The sequence below is a fragment of the Nocardia sp. NBC_01499 genome, from assembly GCF_045040275.1.
In the GTDB taxonomy this organism is placed as follows: domain Bacteria; phylum Actinomycetota; class Actinomycetes; order Mycobacteriales; family Mycobacteriaceae; genus Nocardia.
Genome location: NZ_CP109426.1, coordinates 1193458 through 1209172 on the forward strand (window position 1 = coordinate 1193458; position 15715 = coordinate 1209172).

The following is a 15715-nucleotide window of genomic DNA, read 5'->3' on the forward strand; positions in this document are numbered from 1 at the left end:
ATGAGCCACGGGCCTGCTGGCGAACCGACGTTCCTCCGGTTCGGGCCCGTCGTCTGGCAACCCGAGGATCGGCGGACTATCGAGCACCTGCATCAACGTATCCGTGTCTTGGAGCAGGAACTTGGTATCAGGGGGCCGCTCGGGACGCCGGTTGTCGACATACCCGCGGCGCCGCGAGCGGTGGGGCCGGTCGCGCGACCTGATTTGACAGTGGCCGTGGTCCTGGCCGATGCCGCGCGGTCGGCGTTCGGTTACGAGTGGGATCAGTGTGAGTTCGGGTTGCATGATTGGCGGGCGGTACTCACTGAGCGGCGGCCGGACTTGTTGTTCGTAGCGGCGACGGGGCTTGAGCGCTGGGGATCTGGCGCGGATGACGAAATGCGGCGCGTGATCGACTGGTGTCGGGGTGAGCGGATCCCGACGGTGTTCTGGATCGATGGCGGCGCAACGCATTTCGGTGCCGCTGCGGAGCTGTTCGATCACGTCTTCGTCCCCGATGCCGACATGATGGTCGAATGCCGTGCGGCGGTGGGGCACGATCGGGTCACTGTATTGGCGCCAGCGGTGCAGCCCCGGCTGTACAACCCGATCCAGGGTGAATCCGGGCGCATGCACGACATCGGTTACGCGGGTCCGTATGCCCCCCAAGAGGATTCCGGAATCAGTGAACGGCTGGACACCGTCCTGCGGCCGCTATGCCGGACTGGTCTGCATATCTTCGCCGAGGACGCACGACACCACTGGCCGCCAGATCTGATGCCGCACATAGTCGCTGACCTCGCCGACGTCGACCCGCACACCGTGTACCCGATGTACAAGACATTCCTGGCCGTGCACTCGGATCTCGACTCACCGCTCGACCACGACCGTCACGTCATCGAACTGTCCGCCTGCGCGACCCCGGTCGTGTCCAGCCCATCGACGACCATCCGCGATACCTTCGGCGCGCTGATCCCCATGGTCGACACCGAACTGGCCTGCTTCAACCAGGTCCAACACCTGATCAACAGCCCGGAACTGCGTGCCCGCCAAGGACATCTGGCCATGCGCGCGGTCCACGACGGCCACCTCACCTCACATCGAGTCGACCAGATCCTGCACAGCGCAGGCCTTCCCGTGACCACTCGACTTCGCCCGATCTCGGTTGTGTTGTCCACCAGGCGCATTGCCCAGATCGATCACGCCATCGCCTCGGTGGCCGGACAGATCCATCGCCCGCTGCAGCTCATCATGATTTTGCACGGCCTCGACATCGATCCGGCCGCCGTCCGAGAGAAGGCGGTGGCGGCCGGGATCGCGGATGTCGTAGTGCTGTCGGCCGCGGACACACTGACCCTCGGCGCCTGCCTGAACCTCGGAATCGACGCCGCCGAGGGCGATTTCATCGCCAAGATGGACGACGACGACCTCTACGGCGAGCATTATCTGTCCGACCTGGTCCGCGCCTTCGACTACTCCGAGGCCGAATTGGTCGGCAAGGGCGCCCATTACGCCTACTTCGAGGGTGACAACACGACGATGCTCCGGTTGCCGGGCTATGAGCACCGCTACGTCAACCGACTGCACGGTGGCACGTTCTTGGGCAAAGCGGATCTGTTGCGCCACTACAGGTTCGCGGACATCAGCGTCTCCGAGGACAGCGTGCTGCTCGCCCGCCTCAACGAGGATGGCGTCAAGATCTACGCCACCGACCGCTTCAATTTCATCTACTGGCGCAGCGACGACCTGACCGCGCACACCTGGCGACCCACCGATAACGCGTTGGTGCGCACCGCCCAGTTCGCCTTCGTCGGGCGTCCGCACGACCACGTACTGATCTGAGCACCCTCACAGGAACCAATATGGCCTGATGCCATAGGACGGTTGCAACACGGGCGGTTTCGAGAAGTACTGTGCCGCAATCACTTCCCGGGACGTATCGCCGAAGTGCTCCTCATACGCCATCCGTAGCGGATCGAGTCGATGGACATCGACATCGGCGTTCATCCACGGCGCCACCGGATTCAGGCCCGCCCGCAGCGCGCCGCGCACACCACGACCGTCGACGGTCTCGTAATGCCACAGGTCCGCACCGCACCACTGCGCGAGGTCGGCCAGCCCGATCCAGCCCTGCAGCGTCAAGCAAATGTAGTGCCCCGGCCGGGTACGGACCTGCTCCAGCGGTTGGGAGCCGTCGACAGCGAACTGGATGCGCAGCCGTTCCCGGAATCGACGCAAGACGCCGACGAGGCTTGCCGCGTCACCCAGATATGCGGCGACCGCGCCGAGTTGCAGATCGTAGAAGGTGCCGTGATTGTTGTGCGTTCGGCATGCGCGCACGCCGTGGTCACTGGCTACCAGCCAGTCCCGGTACTCGGTCAACCAGGAGCGCAGTCCGAGGACATCGTCGGCACCGAGCGCTCCCGACCGCTCCAAAGTGCGTGCGGCGTCGAGGAAGTAGTAGAGGTCCTTCGCCTCGATGATGCCGTGATGCGAGCCGATGCCGTCATCGGGCCGCAGTCGGGCATAGCGAAGGTGCGGATTCATTCGCGTCCCCGGGTCGACGAACCAGCCGCGAATCAGTGCCGCGCCGTGATCGGCGTAGCACTGGTCCTTGGTTGTCTCCCAGGCCAGGGCGCACAGGGTGCTGTCGTCGAACAACCGCTGCAGTCCGGTCCGGTCCTGTGCGGTGTAGTCATGAATGTCGCCACTGGGCGCGACCGTGTTCTTGCGTGTCACGGACTGGGTGCCGCGGGCGATGGCCGTCGCCGCGCGGAACTTCAGCTCGACAGTGAGCTCGCGTACGCCGACGGCGTCTCTGCGCAGCCAGTCGAGCCGTTCGGGCCGGTAATACACCGGCTCGGCGGGGTCGATCCTGGCATCAAGTACCGAGGTGTCCAGCTCGTCGATCATCGACAAGATCGCGGCCGTCCGCGCTATGCCCCGGTGCTGCAAGGATTTCGGGCCGCGTTCCTGTCCGGGATTGCCCGAGTCCAGCCTGGCCACCCAACCGGCCTTGACGAACTGGCCCGCCTCGACGGAGCGTGGATTGGCGGGCAGGTCCCACGGCGACGTCGACCAGGTGTCCCAAATTCCGGCGACGCCGATGCGGGTCAGCAGGTCGGTCTTGTTGCGCCAGCCGTAGGGATATCGCTCGTCGAACTCCTCGACGGCGTCGGCGCGGAACATCACCTGCGGCTCTTCGGTCGCGTGCTCGGCCACCGTTGGACTGTCCAGCTCATCGTTGCTGCACAGCCTGGCCATCGGCACCACGATGTACTTGGCGCTCGGGTGCTGCCCGATCGAGCTGGTGATGGCCGCCCACGCCTGTTCGGTCAGGAAGCAGTTGCCATCCCACGGCAGGACCCACCGCGCACTGCGCCGACCTTCCCGCAGCGCGAGATTGCGTGCGCCGTTCACGTTCATCGCGTAGATGACCTTGCGGCGGCGCGCGCGGTGCTCAGCCCACCGCATGTCCGGTGTGTGGCGGCCGTTGAACTCCGCCGAGTAGAACAGCGCGGGATCGGGGAAGCAGTCGAGATCCCAGTCCTGCTCCGCGTACTCGTCGAGATCGAAAGGTATTCGCCGATAAGGCTGTCCGTAGGAGTCGAGCATCGCCAGAATGGCTTCCTCATCCGCGCGATGGACGATGCGGTTCACGATCCAGTGCTTGGCGCAACCCGGAAAGTCTGGTTCGTTCTCCAGAATGAATCGGACGTTGTCCAGTGACTGTCCGGTGCGGTGCCGTGGCGGCAGGTCGTTGCCGATGGTCCGGTAGAACGTGAACGTAGGCTGCACGACGACCATACTGGGGGTCGCCGCGCTCACCCGCGCACCCGGGGCCAACACAAACCCGCTCTGCGATAGGACAATTCGACCGCGGTCTCAGGAATGAAGAGCCTCGACCTCGCTTCGACCGAGGCCATAGATGGTGATGCCCGACAGCCGAAGGGTGTCGGGGTCAAGATAGTTGCGCGTGTCTATGATCAGGGGCTCCGCCATCGCCGAGGCGACCCGGCGCCAGTCGAGCTCGCGAAACTGCGGGCAGTCGGTCAGCAGGACCACCGCGACCGAATCACGCGCCGCCTCGTAGGCGTCGACGGCGACCGGGATCCGCTGCCCCGGTGCGGGAACCAGAGCCGGATCGTATGCCACCAAATCCGCGCCCTCCTCGGCGAGTAACTCGGCGACGGCCAGCGCGGGTGAATCGCGCAGGTCACTGGTTCCGGCTTTGAATGCCATGCCCCACAACCCGATTCGGCGCCCGATGAGGTCCCCGCCGAGCGCGTCGCGTACCTTCGCGACAATGTGTCGGCGGCGCTCATTGTTCGAATCGAGGGCCGCGCGCACCAGCGGCACGTCGACTCCGGCCGTCTCGGCGAGCCGGACCAAGGCATGACTGTCCTTGGGAAGGCACGGTCCGCCCCATCCCGGCCCCGGCCGCAGATAGGCCGAGCCGATACGCGGGTCGAGCCCCATGCCTTCGGCTACCTCATCGATGTTCGCCCCGACCCGCTCGCACAGATCGGCCATGCTGTTGATGTAGGACAGTTTCACGGCGAGAAAGCAATTCGACGCGTACTTGATCATCTCGGCGCTGGCCGCATCGGTGCTGACGACCGGCGCGCGGAACGCGGAGTACAGGTCGGCGATCGAGCGTGCGGCGTCGGGATCATCGGCGCCGACGACGATTCGGTCCGGGATGAGAAAGTCGCGTACCGCCGTTCCCTCGCGGAGGAACTCGGGGTTGCTCACGACCGCCACATCGGATCGGGCGAGACGCTCCGACACACTGCGAGCGGTGCCGGGCGGCGTCGTCGACTTGATCGCGACAATCGAGCCGGGCGGCAGCAGATCGCGGAGTTCATCGGCCACCGACTCGACCGCACTTAGATCCGCCACACCGGCCGGACCCATCGGCGTGGCGACGCACAGGAAGACGACACTGGTCTCGGCATGTATCGCCGCGGCGGCGCCGACGACGAATCGCATTCGACCACTGGATAATCCAGCAGCGACCAGCTCCTCCAGACCTGGCTCCGCGATAGGCACCCGACCGTCTCGCAGTGACCGCACCGCACGCTCATCGATGTCGGCACAGTCGACACGATGGCCAAGCGAAGCCATGCACGCCGCCGTCGTGAGGCCAACATATCCGGCGCCGATCACGGCGATCCGGTGTCCCTGCATTCGTCTCCTCGAATTCGCTCGACCACCACGAGTACCTCCGGCACGTTGCCGCCCCAACCTAGCGGACAAGATCATCGCGCGCACGACTCGCCCACAGCCGCAAGGAATTCGATTACACCTCTATCTCATGGACGAAGTTCAACGTGACCTTCATCGGGCGGCGGGTCCGATTCGCGACGAGATCACCGCGCCGCAGGTTGTCCCGCATGCGCTCGAGATTGGCGGCCTGCATCTCCTTATAGGACAGATCGCTGCCGCAGTAGCGGATCTTCTCCGCGACGCTGTTGCGGATGGCCGCCAACCCATCTTGGCGGAGTTGTCGGCGCTCGAGGCCGGACGCGCGCCCGCGTTCGACCAGGTCGAGATCCTGCACCGCGACGGGGTGCATCTGTTCGTCATACCCGCCCAGTGCAATGAAATGCGCACGGGGCATACCGATTCGGCCATACGTGCCATCCGATCCGTTCTCGTATCGGTGCTGGATCACCGTGTCGCCGTGCTCGGCCCATACCGCGCGCCAGCTGACGATGGAATCACCGATGAAGTTGTCCGCGTCCAGATTCACGAGCAGCTCACCGGTCGCGGCGAAGTGGGCGAGGTTCTTCGCCTTGGAGCAGTGGAAGAACTGCTCGGTCCCTTCGTGGATGTAGCGCAGGACGCCGCTGTCGATGTGCTCGCCGAACTGCCGCACCCACTCGTCGAGATCATCGTCGGAGTTGTAGTTCACCAGCACGATCTCCGACCGGCCATCGGCAAGTATCGCCTCCAGGTTGGCTGGAAGCGTCTGCTGCAATTGCCAGAGCCGGTTCTTGCAGGTGACGCAAAACGAGATCTTGTCCGAGCAGCCAGATTTCATGCGGCACAGCCTCCCACAGGCGACCCTTGACCGATCCGCGCAACCTTCGACAGACTCGCCTCGCCGCATCCCGAGGCCAGTACCAACGAGGAGCCAAGTGTCCGAAGACAGTGCCACCATGACGCCGGTCGACTTCTGGTTCGATCCGCGATGCCCGTGGGCGTGGATCACCGCATGCTGGATGAAGGAGGTCGAGCAGGTCCGGCCGGTGGAAATCCGTTGGCGTGTCATGAGTTTGGCCGTGCTGAACGAGAATCGGCTCGACGAACTGCCCGAGCAATACCGCCGATGGGACACCACAGGCCGGTACCCGGTGCGGATCTGCGTCGCCGCCGAGCAGAAGTACGGCAGCAAGGCCCTTGGCCCGCTGTACACAGCCCTGGGTACCCGCATCCACAATCTGGGCCAGAAGCAGACCCGGGAAACCTTCGCGGCGGCCCTGGCCGATGTCGGCCTGTCTGAAGACCTCGCCGACGCCGCGTACTCCACCGACTACGACACCCTCGTCCGCACCTCCCACCACGAGGGAATCAATCTCGTCGGACAAGAAATCGGTACCCCGATCATCGCCGTTCCCGGCCCCGACGACACCCGCGTCGCCTTCTTCGGGCCGGTCGTCACGCCCGCCCCGAAAGGCGAGGCGGCAGCACGACTTTGGGACGGGGTCCTCCTGGTCGCCGGTACCCCAGGATTCTTCGAACTCAAACGAAGCAGGGACACCGAACCATCGTTCGACTGAATGCGGCATTCCTCGCAGGGGCGCCGCATGGCCGACCAATTGCGCGGCGCCGAGGCGCGTCAGGTGCCTGGCTCAGTATCGCGGCGAACGAGCAGCCACAGTATCGCCACGGGGATCAGCACAATCCACATCAGCAATATGTCGCCGACCAGGTGAGTGTGTTCGCCGTGCATGAGGATGCCTTGAATGAGCATGAGACCGAAGTGCACGGCGTTGGCGGCGACGGTGAAGTCGAGGAATGTGCGGTTGGCCAGTGGGTCGCGTGCGGCGCGCCATAGGAATACCGCCCAGACGATGTAGATGCTGGCGATCATCAGTTCATAGGCTTCGCCGCCGTGACCCCAGCGCAGCATCATCGGCAGCGGATCGGGTACCCGGATCTCGAAGAGTACGCCGAAGAACGCGGCGCCGAAGAACACCAGGAACACGATCGACATCGCGCGCAACGCGATCGAGAGCCGATGTTCAGCCACGCTGAGTTGATCATTGGTGCGAGACGCAGTCATGGTGGACTCCTTGTGACCGGCGTGCCGTGCGAACGCCCCTGACTCAGGATGGCAGCTGTGCCGTCTGCCTGGCGAAGATCGTTCGCACGGAGAGCTTCAACGCGTTCGGGTTGACGTGGTCGGGGTAGCGTTCGAGCATCGCGTCGATGAGTTCGGCTGGTCCGCTGGTGGTTTCGAGGAAATGGTCGAAGTCGGTCAGGTAGGCGCGGGTCGCGGCCATGGCGGCTGGCGAGTCTTCGGCGCCGGATGCCTTGTGTCCGGCGACAACTCGCGTCGGATGCAGGGCTTCGATCTGGTCGATCGCCGTGATCCATTGTCGACGCTTGGACTTGTCGGTTTCGGCGAGGAATTGGTGCACGCCGTTGTAGACGATGTCGCCGGCGACGACCAGGTCGATGGCGGGGACGTGCAGAAATGTGGTGTCGTAGGTGTCGCTGTGCCCGGCCTCGACGGCGCGCAGTTCATGCCCTTCCAGATCGATCACGCCGCCGGTCAGCGGTTCGGCCACTTGCAGGTCGCCGGGAATCTGGCCGGGGAACCGTGCTCCCCAAAATGCTTGGAAGAACTCCGGTTCCAGCTCTTGGCGCATGTGCGCGATGGTGCCGGGAGTGGCGACCGCGCGGGCACCCGGGAAGCGTTTCAGCAGTGGTGTCATGCCGAAGAAATGGTCGCCGTGGCCGTGGGTGAGGTAGATCGTGGTGAGATTCTTGCCCGATGCCTCGATCCAGTCCCCCAGGTCCCGGGCCTGATCCTCGGTCAAGAATGCGTCGACGAGGACCGCGTCGCGCGCTCCGGAAATCAGAGTAGACGTCATGGGCGACCAGATCGAGCTCACCCCAGGGATTCCCGTCTCGACCGGGATCGGCGGCGTCAGGAAAACATCTGCTACCAACGTGCTTTCAGACATGATGTGCCCCTTTGGGGTCTAGGTGGAGCTCAGGAAAGGTTCATGATCAGGCAACTGCTCGACGCGGTGGCAAGCACCTTGCCGTCGGTGTCGCGAATCTCCCCCTCGCCGAACGCGATTCGCTGGCCCGGCTTGGTGACCCAGCCGCGCGCCCGCAACTCTCCGGTGTCAGCGCGGACCGGTCGCAGGTAGTTCACCTTGATCTCGACCGAGGTATATCCGACGCCCGCGGGCAACGTGGTGTGCACGGCGGAGCCGATGACGGCGTCGAGCAGCGTGCACACCAGTCCACCGTGCACGAGCCCGATCGGGTTGTACATGGATTCATCTGGCGTACACACCAATTCGGCTACCCCGGTCTCGGCATGCACCACCTGGGTACCGGTGAGCGCGGCGATCGGCACGGGCGGCAGTTGCCCGGAGATCAGTGCCTGAACGTGCTCGAGGCCGGACAATGTCGCCATGGCCTGCGCGCTGGGCGACGGGTCGTACCAGGTGACCGTTTTACTGCGGGCCGCGCCCCAGGATTCGGGCGTCGTCGTGCGCTGTACGGAAGTCATAGCGGGTTCTACCTTTCTGACTGGCTTCTCGGATCAGGGTGTCGGCGCACCCGTGCTGGTTAGGTGCCGTGCGGTTCGAGGGTCCTGGCCAGCATCTCGCTGAGGGTGGTCCTGGCCAGTTCGTCCCGGGCGGCTTGTTCGACGCCGTCGTAGACGGTTTCCAGCGCCGGACGGATACCCCGACCGACCGGGCACTGCTGATTGGGCTCACCGTGGTGCAGTCCGAACAGTGATTCCGCACCGATCGCCCGGTAAACATCGAGCAGCGTGATCGAATGCGGTGCGCGTGCCAACCGCCAGCCCGCCCCCGGCCCGCGCCGCACCTCGACCAGACCCGCCCGATGCAGTTCACCCAGGCTGCGCCGGATGACCACCGCGTTGCTGTGCACACTGCCCGCGACCTGGTCCGACGTGATCGTCGACCAGCCTCGGCTGTGCATCAGCGTCAGGAAGGTCAGTATGTGCACCGCGATCGTGAGCTTGCTGTTCGCGCTCATTTCGCCTCCTCGCTGTAACTACTCTAGTTACAACAGACCGGGCGTCGAGCTTCGTCCCAGCAACACGTGTGACCGTCATCTCGTCACCGATGCCCTCGGGCAGCGCAGGACGGTCGATCCCGAAGCGATCCGAGCGACCCGACGAACCCGCCCGATTACGGGGAGAGATCGACTGTGAGAGTGGTCAATTCGAGCGCTTCGGCGCAGGGGTCGGCGCGCGGGGTGTGGTTGTGGTTCTGAATGCGCCAGGTGATCGACCCATTGGCCTGGGCGGAGACGGCGCAGTCACCGGGGTCGGCGGGGTTGTGGGTATAGAAGCCGGTCGCGGTGACCTTGGTTCCGAGCACGTCACGGACAACGGTCACGTGTTCGGTGTCGAGTCCGTCTTGGCGGGCGCGTTGCCATAACTGTTGCAGTGACTCGTGTTCGGAATAGGTGAACGTGATGTCGAATTCGCCGTCGGCGTTCTTCGCATTCCACAGACAGGTCGGCGGTGTGCGGTGCGCGGTCAGGGTGTCGGCATGGACCGCCTGGGTGATCTGGTCATCGGTCAGCGGCTGGCACTGTGCCAGCGAATTGGTGACGGTCGCCGGTGCCGCGCTCGGCGCGGAATTCGTCGAACATGCCGACAGCAGGGCCGCTATCGCCGCGAGCGTCAGCAGGGCGCCGCGGGCTGAGGGAGCCGTCACAAGGCCCTCCGTTCACCATGGGGATCGAGCTCGGACGCTGTCGCCAAGGCTACGCCGGAAGCGGTTCGCGGTCCTGTCGTAGGGGCGGTGCGGATACCGGGTGCGCAACGGTGCCCGACCGGGGGGATACTCCGTCCGTGGCGCTTGTACAGACTCCGTTGACTCTCTTCGCCGCGCTCGATTCCTGGCAATGGGATTGGTCGACCACGATCGTGGTGACCGTGCTCGGCGTCGGCTATCTGCGCGGCAACGCCAATGCCGCGCGCGCGGGCACCGCCGTCAGCAGCTCTCGGGTGTGCAGTTTCCTCGGTGTCGGGCTCGGCATGTGGGTGCTGGCGACGATGAGCTTCGTTGGGGTGTACGCCGACACGCTGTTCTGGGTGCGTGCCCTACAGGTGGTGCTGTTGCTGCTGGTCGTGCCGTTCGGGCTGGCACTCGGCAAGCCGGTGACGGTGCTGCGCGAGGGCGGTTCGCCGGCCAGGCGGCAACGCGTCGACGCAGTCTTGGCGAGCAAGGCGGCGCGGGTCGCGACCCATCCCGCGGCGACCTCGATCGCCATGCTGGCCACGCCGTGGCTGCTGTATCTGACACCGTGGTATCGCGGCGCGCTGGAGAACGAATCGGCCGACATGCTGACCCGGCTGATCCTGGTCGTGGTCGGATTCGGCTACTTCTACTCCCGCGTGCAAACCGATCCGGTGCCACACCGCTATTCACAGGGTCTCTCGCTGCTGATCACGGTCGCGGAAACGCTCGGCGACGGCGTGCTCGGCGTGGTCATCTGGCTGGGACCGGCGATCGCGGCCGACTACTACAGCGGCCTCGGGCGCACGTGGGGTCCGTCGCCAGTGACCGACCAGACGATCGGCGCTGGCATCCTCTGGATCCTCGCCGACGTGCTCGGCTTGCCTTTCCTGTTCGTGCTGATGCGGGCGTTCCGCGCCGACGAATCCCGCTCCGCCGCGCACATCGATGACGAGCTCGATGCCGAGCCGCCCAACACGGACGCCGCGAATCCCGTTGACGCGCAACCGGTTACGTCAGCATTGTGGTGGGAGAACGACCCGCAGCTACAGGAACGCTTCCGGCGCAACCGATAACCCGCTCGCGTCGAGAGATCAGGAGACGACGCCCGGCCATGGATACAAGGCCAGGTGAATGAGGAGGATCACCAGCAAGCCCGTCAGCACCGCGGCCACCGGATGCGCCCGGCGCTCGAGGTAGCCGATCGTGCGGAACAGCGTGGGGAACGGGACATCTCGCCCCGCGAACAACGCCAACATACTGGGCACAACGACCCACATCAGCGCGATGACGCCGTAGAGGACGTACGCGCCGACGTAGGAGTCAGGACTGATCGCCCGGTCGATCACCGCGTACACGACCGCGCCGACGTAGGACGCGGCGGCCAGCAGCAGGTAACCCCCGAGGCCGACGAACCGCATACCGCCGTTATCGCGGGTGACCCGGCCACCGACGGTCACCGGCTTGCCAGCCACGACGCTCGGCGGCATCTTCGGGTTCACCAACAGCTGCGGAATGGCGTAGTACCCGATGACCGCGATCACGAACACGACCACCAACCGCACCCAGTCATGATGGGTCTCGAGGTGGCCGATGGTCGCCGAGATGGTCGGCCAGCTGGCCAGACCAGTCGCCGCCGCCAACTCGGGCACGGCGATCACGAGCGCCGCTGACCCCCACATCACATATCCCCAGAATTCCGCTGAGCGACCGACCACTGTCGGCGCGGTTCCCGGCTCTGCTGGCTCGTCCATACCAATCGGTTTACCCCGGCCGCGACGGTTCGAGTCCGAGTGCGGCCAAGATGGACCCGAATTGCGGCCCCGGCGTGTTCCAACCGCCCGAGACCAGGCGATTCTTCGTCATCTCGACGAGCGGTACTCCCCTCATGGAGAGCCATGCAGGGCCGATGCCGGTTCGGGCGGTCGCTGGTCGGCGGGTGCACGCGACAGTCGGCTCGGCCACCAGTTCCATCGTCCGGCCAGCAGCGCGATCGCCGGGATCGTCACCGTGCGCACCACGAGGGTGTCGAGCAGTAGTCCGATCGCGATGGTGCAGCCGATCTGGGCGATATTGCTGATGTCGGAGAACGTCAGCGCGAGCATGGTGAGCGCGAAAACGATTCCCGCCGTGGTGATCACGCCGCCGGTGCGGGTGAGCGCGGTCGCGACGGCCGCCCGCAGACCCGAGCCGGGTGCGGCGGACAGCTCGTCGCGTACCCGCGACATCAGCAGCAGGTTGTAGTCGGCGCCGACGGCGGTCAACGCGATGAACGACATCGAGGGCACCGTCCAGTGCAGCGGCTTGTCCAGCAGGTCTTGCCACACCAGCACATTGAGCCCGAGGGCGGCCAGATACGACAGCAGCACGGTGCCGAAGACGTACAGCGGCGCGATCAGGCTGCGCAGCATGATCGCGAGCACCAGCAGGATCAACACCGAGGCCGCCGCGATGATGGTCACCAGATCGCGGAAGGCCAGCGTCCGCAGGTCGGTGTAGGTGGCCGCCAGACCGGTGGTCTCGATGGTCGCGTCGGCCAGTGCCGTGCGCGCCGCCGCGTGCCGCGCGGTATCGGTCACCCGTTGGGCCAGCGCCATGCCCTCGCTGCTGAACGCGTCGGCGGTGCCGATGACCGTCATCCGCGCGGCATGCCCGTCCGGGGACAGGAACAATCGGGCCGCGGCGGACAGGTCGGTGTTGGTCATGGCGGCGTCGGGGAGATTGAATCCGCCCGCGCCCGGTGCGATGGTCTGATTGTCGCGCAGCTCGTGCAGGTAGCCGACGGCCTGATCGAGCCCGGCGGGCAACTCGTCGTACACCCTGGTCATCTGGGTGACACCGTCGTGCAACTGACCCGCGCCGGTACTCAGCGCCTCGACCCCGGTTCTCGCCTGGCCGATGCCGCCGCCGAGGGCGCCGATGCCCTGGTTCAATCGGACCTGACCGTCCCTCAGCGCGGCCGAACCCGCCTGCGCCGCACCGAGACCCGTCACCAATCGGTCGATGCCGGTGGCCAGCTGCGCGTGCCCGTCCGACAGTGCGTGCACGCCGTCCCGGAGGCGAACCAGCTCACCCGCCGCGGCACCGACCGAGCTGCTGTCGAACGCCGACAGCGCGGCCTGTGCGGCGGCGCACAGCGGCGTCGCCGCGCAGTGCGGGTCGGCCGCGACGAGGACGCGCAGGCCGTCGATGGCGGACAGCGGGCCGTTGACCGGGGCCATCGCCGTGTCCACCCCGTTGACCAGTTCGGTGCTGCCCGATTGCAGGCGCGCAACCCCGGAGTCGAGCTGCGCGGCACCGGCGACCAGCTGATCGATGCCATCGGCCAGGGTGCGTGAACCGTCGACGAGTTGCGCCGACCCCTGTCCGGCCTGCGCGGAACCGACTGCGAGACTGTCGATTCCGGTAGCGAGGGCCTGAGCCCCGTCGTTCAGCTGTGCCGCCGCACCGGACACTCGGCGCACATCGGGGCGCGCCGCGGCGAGCTGATCGGCGGCCGAGCCGAGCTGATCGCTGAGCATGCCGACCTGCGTGGTGACCGCGGCGTCCGGGATGGGGGTGCCAAGCGGCCGGGAGATCGAGCGGACCGATGCGACGCCGGGCAATCGGGCGATGTCGGTGGCGAGCGTTTCGAGGGCGGCGTAGTCGCGGGGGTTGCGCATGTCATGGTCGGACCGGATCAGCACATAGCTCGGCAGCAGTTCGTTGGCGGGGAAATGTGCTGCGGCAGCGGCATAACCGCGATTACTCGGGGTGTCGGATGGTTGGGTCGCGCGTTCGTCGTAGCTGATGGCCAGGGTCGGCGTCACCGCGGCGAGCGCGGCGATCACGGCAAGCGACGCGGCGAGCATGCGTGCGGGCTTGGCCGTGATGACACCGGACAGTCGCTGCCAGTAGCGGGTTGCGCCGCCGGTAGGTTCGGCCAGACCCCGATCGGCGGCGATCAGCAATAGCGCGGGTGTCAGGGTCGCCGCCGCGCCCACCGTGACGAGCACGCCGATCGCGCAGGGAATGCCGATGGTGCGGAAGACACCGATCCTGGTCACCGTCATCACCGCACAGGTCATGGCCACGATGAGGCCGGAGGCGACGATGACCGGCATGATCCGGCGGTAGGCGGCCCGGTACGCCTCGTGCGGCGACAGCGCCGCGCGCCTGCCCTCGTGATAGCGGCTGATCAGGAAGATCCCGTAGTCGGTGCCAGCGCCGAGGATCAGCGCCGACAGCAGCGCCACCGAGAAGATCGACGTCGGCAGGCCGTTGGCACCGAGCAGCGAGACCAGCGGCCGTGCGGTCGCCAGCGCGACGCCGATGGTGAGCAGCGGGACGATGGCGGTGGACAGCGACCGGTACGTCGCGAGCAGCAGCAGCGTGATCAGCGCGATGGTCGCCACGGTGATGATGGTCAACGCGCGGTGGATGCCGTCGATCTCGTCGGCGAGCGTTGGCGTCGGCCCGGTGATATCGGACGAAAGACCCTGCGGCCGTTGGACTGTCGCCACCACGGCGCGCACCGCGGCGAGCGATCGACTTGCCTCGGTGGTGCCGGAGTCGCCGACCAGTCGGATCTGGGTGTACACGGCCTTCTTGTCGGTGCTGACCACCGATCCGGCGGTCACCGGGGACGACCACAGGTCCATGACGGATCCGACGTGGTCGTGATCGGCGCGCAGCGCGGCCACGATCTTGTCGTAGTAGGCTCGGTCGACCTCGGTGAGTGGGTCGGCGCGGGTCAGCACCAGATAGGCGAGTCCGGAGTCGGCCGACTCGCCGAACTGCTTGCTCATCTCGCCGAGCACCCTTGCGGCCGGCGCATCCTGCGGGACCATCGGCGTCGAGTGCTCGAAGACCGTCGTTTCCAGTTGCGGTACAGCGAGATTCAGAATTCCGGCCGAGAGCAGCCAGATCGCTACCACGGCATAGCGGAATCGGAGCACAAGCGAGCCAAGTCGGTCGAATCGGCGGGTTCGCATCCGTCTCCCCTTTTCGCGTAACTCCGAAGATCTTAAGGCGGTAGGGGAATTCGAGATCAATGATTTCTTGTCAACAGCGGCGAGCAACCGAGATTCGTTGTCGATAACGTCTTTTCGATTGATTCACAGCCGCATAGCACACGACTCTACCCCTCTCGCCGCCGGCACCGAATGATCATGATACCGGCAGTAGCGCTCGAACGCGCGTCATGCGAGCGCAATTCGCGTCATCCGAGCGTAAGTTGCACGTAAGTCGAGAATCATTGTGCTACTTGCCCATTCGTACGCCTCCGAGCGAGATCCGTTGCCCTGGTCAGCGCGTCGGCCTGACATGCGGCGACGCCGCAATCGGCGACATAGGGCTTCCCGCGAGGAAGACTCACCGCTAACATGGACGAAGTCTTGCCACCCATGTTTCGACTGTGTAAAGATCGAACACGGACAGCCTCGAGTTCACACAGTTCTAACGAATCCCGGTTTACGACACCATGTTTCGGAGGTATTGTCCTCAGCTAGACAGCCACCCAATCCCCAACGGAGGACGGTGGCTTCGGTATCAACGGCGATGCTTTAGAAGATCCGACACACGCCGCGATGGCGTCAACTTACTTGTGGCGAAAGGGATTCCGGCCCGTCGGCCCAATGCTGGAGCCGATCGGCAAACGGAAACGGGATTCGCGCTATCAGCGCACTTTCCCGTACTTGAGGACGATCCGGACGACTGCGCGGCCGTCGCCTATCCGGACATCGGCCGATTATCGCATTGCTCGAGAGCACAGTCATCTCGACAGTGAA

At 65.5% G+C, this 15715-nt stretch carries 13 protein-coding genes; 3 read left to right on the forward strand and 10 right to left on the reverse strand.

The features are described from left to right. A complete protein-coding gene (locus OG203_RS05380) occupies positions 1-1821 on the forward strand; it encodes a glycosyltransferase (RefSeq protein ID WP_405164547.1) in 1821 nt (606 codons plus the stop codon). A gap of 6 nt (positions 1822-1827) precedes the next feature. Here OG203_RS05380 and OG203_RS05385 read toward each other — a convergent pair whose 3' ends face one another. From OG203_RS05385 to OG203_RS05395, 3 genes are all read right to left on the reverse strand, one after another. Beyond that, complete coding sequence (locus OG203_RS05385; RefSeq protein WP_405164548.1) at positions 1828-3777, reverse strand: alginate lyase family protein; 1950 nt, start codon at positions 3775-3777, stop codon at positions 1828-1830. Positions 3778-3864: 87 nt separating this feature from the next. Further along, positions 3865-5169 (reverse strand): UDP-glucose dehydrogenase family protein, encoded by a 1305-nt coding sequence (locus tag OG203_RS05390; protein WP_405164549.1) that lies wholly within the window; start codon positions 5167-5169, stop codon positions 3865-3867. A 112-nt stretch (positions 5170-5281) separates the two neighbouring features. After that, complete coding sequence (locus OG203_RS05395; RefSeq protein ID WP_405164550.1) at positions 5282-6025, reverse strand: glycosyltransferase; 744 nt, start codon at positions 6023-6025, stop codon at positions 5282-5284. Positions 6026-6143: 118 nt separating this feature from the next. Here OG203_RS05395 and OG203_RS05400 point away from each other — a divergent pair, with 118 nt between their 5' ends. Further along, on the forward strand, positions 6144-6764 hold the full coding sequence (locus OG203_RS05400) for a DsbA family protein (RefSeq protein WP_405167775.1): 621 nt from the start codon (positions 6144-6146) through the stop codon (positions 6762-6764). A gap of 59 nt (positions 6765-6823) precedes the next feature. Here the strand turns inward: OG203_RS05400 and OG203_RS05405 are convergent, their stop codons facing one another. From OG203_RS05405 to OG203_RS05425, 5 genes are all read right to left on the reverse strand, one after another. Beyond that, positions 6824-7270 (reverse strand): DUF6632 domain-containing protein, encoded by a 447-nt coding sequence (locus OG203_RS05405; RefSeq protein ID WP_405164551.1) that lies wholly within the window; start codon positions 7268-7270, stop codon positions 6824-6826. Between the two features lie 43 nt (positions 7271-7313). After that, on the reverse strand, positions 7314-8177 hold the full coding sequence (locus OG203_RS05410) for an MBL fold metallo-hydrolase (RefSeq protein WP_405164552.1): 864 nt from the start codon (positions 8175-8177) through the stop codon (positions 7314-7316). 29 nt (positions 8178-8206) lie between these two features. Continuing rightward, positions 8207-8737 carry a PaaI family thioesterase gene (locus OG203_RS05415; protein WP_405164553.1) on the reverse strand — a complete coding sequence of 177 codons (531 nt, stop codon included), beginning with the start codon at positions 8735-8737 and terminating at the stop codon, positions 8207-8209. Positions 8738-8796: 59 nt separating this feature from the next. Then, positions 8797-9234 carry an Rrf2 family transcriptional regulator gene (locus tag OG203_RS05420; RefSeq protein ID WP_405164554.1) on the reverse strand — a complete coding sequence of 146 codons (438 nt, stop codon included), beginning with the start codon at positions 9232-9234 and terminating at the stop codon, positions 8797-8799. A gap of 155 nt (positions 9235-9389) precedes the next feature. Further along, entirely contained in the window at positions 9390-9923 is a 534-nt protein-coding gene (locus OG203_RS05425; RefSeq protein WP_405164555.1) for a DUF3558 family protein, read from the reverse strand. Between the two features lie 137 nt (positions 9924-10060). Here OG203_RS05425 and OG203_RS05430 point away from each other — a divergent pair, with 137 nt between their 5' ends. After that, positions 10061-11023 carry a cytochrome c oxidase assembly protein gene (locus OG203_RS05430; protein WP_405164556.1) on the forward strand — a complete coding sequence of 321 codons (963 nt, stop codon included), beginning with the start codon at positions 10061-10063 and terminating at the stop codon, positions 11021-11023. An 18-nt stretch (positions 11024-11041) separates the two neighbouring features. Here the strand turns inward: OG203_RS05430 and OG203_RS05435 are convergent, their stop codons facing one another. Then, positions 11042-11701, reverse strand: coding sequence for a hypothetical protein (locus OG203_RS05435; RefSeq protein ID WP_405164557.1), 660 nt, complete (start codon positions 11699-11701; stop codon positions 11042-11044). Between the two features lie 132 nt (positions 11702-11833). Further along, positions 11834-14920 (reverse strand): RND family transporter, encoded by a 3087-nt coding sequence (locus OG203_RS05440; RefSeq protein WP_405164558.1) that lies wholly within the window; start codon positions 14918-14920, stop codon positions 11834-11836. Between the last annotated feature and the right edge of the window lie 795 nt (positions 14921-15715).

Excerpts from the sequence above, each read along its gene's own strand:
- OG203_RS05380 (WP_405164547.1), top strand. The coding sequence starts at position 1 with ATGAGCCACGGGCCTGCTGGCGAACCGACGTTCCTCCGGTTCGGGCCC.
- OG203_RS05390 (WP_405164549.1), bottom strand. The coding sequence starts at position 5,169 with ATGCAGGGACACCGGATCGCCGTGATCGGCGCCGGATATGTTGGCCTC.
- OG203_RS05395 (WP_405164550.1), bottom strand. The coding sequence starts at position 6,025 with ATGAAATCTGGCTGCTCGGACAAGATCTCGTTTTGCGTCACCTGCAAG.
- OG203_RS05400 (WP_405167775.1), top strand. The coding sequence starts at position 6,144 with ATGACGCCGGTCGACTTCTGGTTCGATCCGCGATGCCCGTGGGCGTGG.
- OG203_RS05405 (WP_405164551.1), bottom strand. The coding sequence starts at position 7,270 with ATGACTGCGTCTCGCACCAATGATCAACTCAGCGTGGCTGAACATCGG.
- OG203_RS05410 (WP_405164552.1), bottom strand. The coding sequence starts at position 8,177 with ATGTCTGAAAGCACGTTGGTAGCAGATGTTTTCCTGACGCCGCCGATC.
- OG203_RS05415 (WP_405164553.1), bottom strand. The coding sequence starts at position 8,737 with ATGACTTCCGTACAGCGCACGACGACGCCCGAATCCTGGGGCGCGGCC.
- OG203_RS05420 (WP_405164554.1), bottom strand. The coding sequence starts at position 9,234 with ATGAGCGCGAACAGCAAGCTCACGATCGCGGTGCACATACTGACCTTC.
- OG203_RS05435 (WP_405164557.1), bottom strand. The coding sequence starts at position 11,701 with ATGGACGAGCCAGCAGAGCCGGGAACCGCGCCGACAGTGGTCGGTCGC.
- OG203_RS05440 (WP_405164558.1), bottom strand. The coding sequence starts at position 14,920 with ATGCGAACCCGCCGATTCGACCGACTTGGCTCGCTTGTGCTCCGATTC.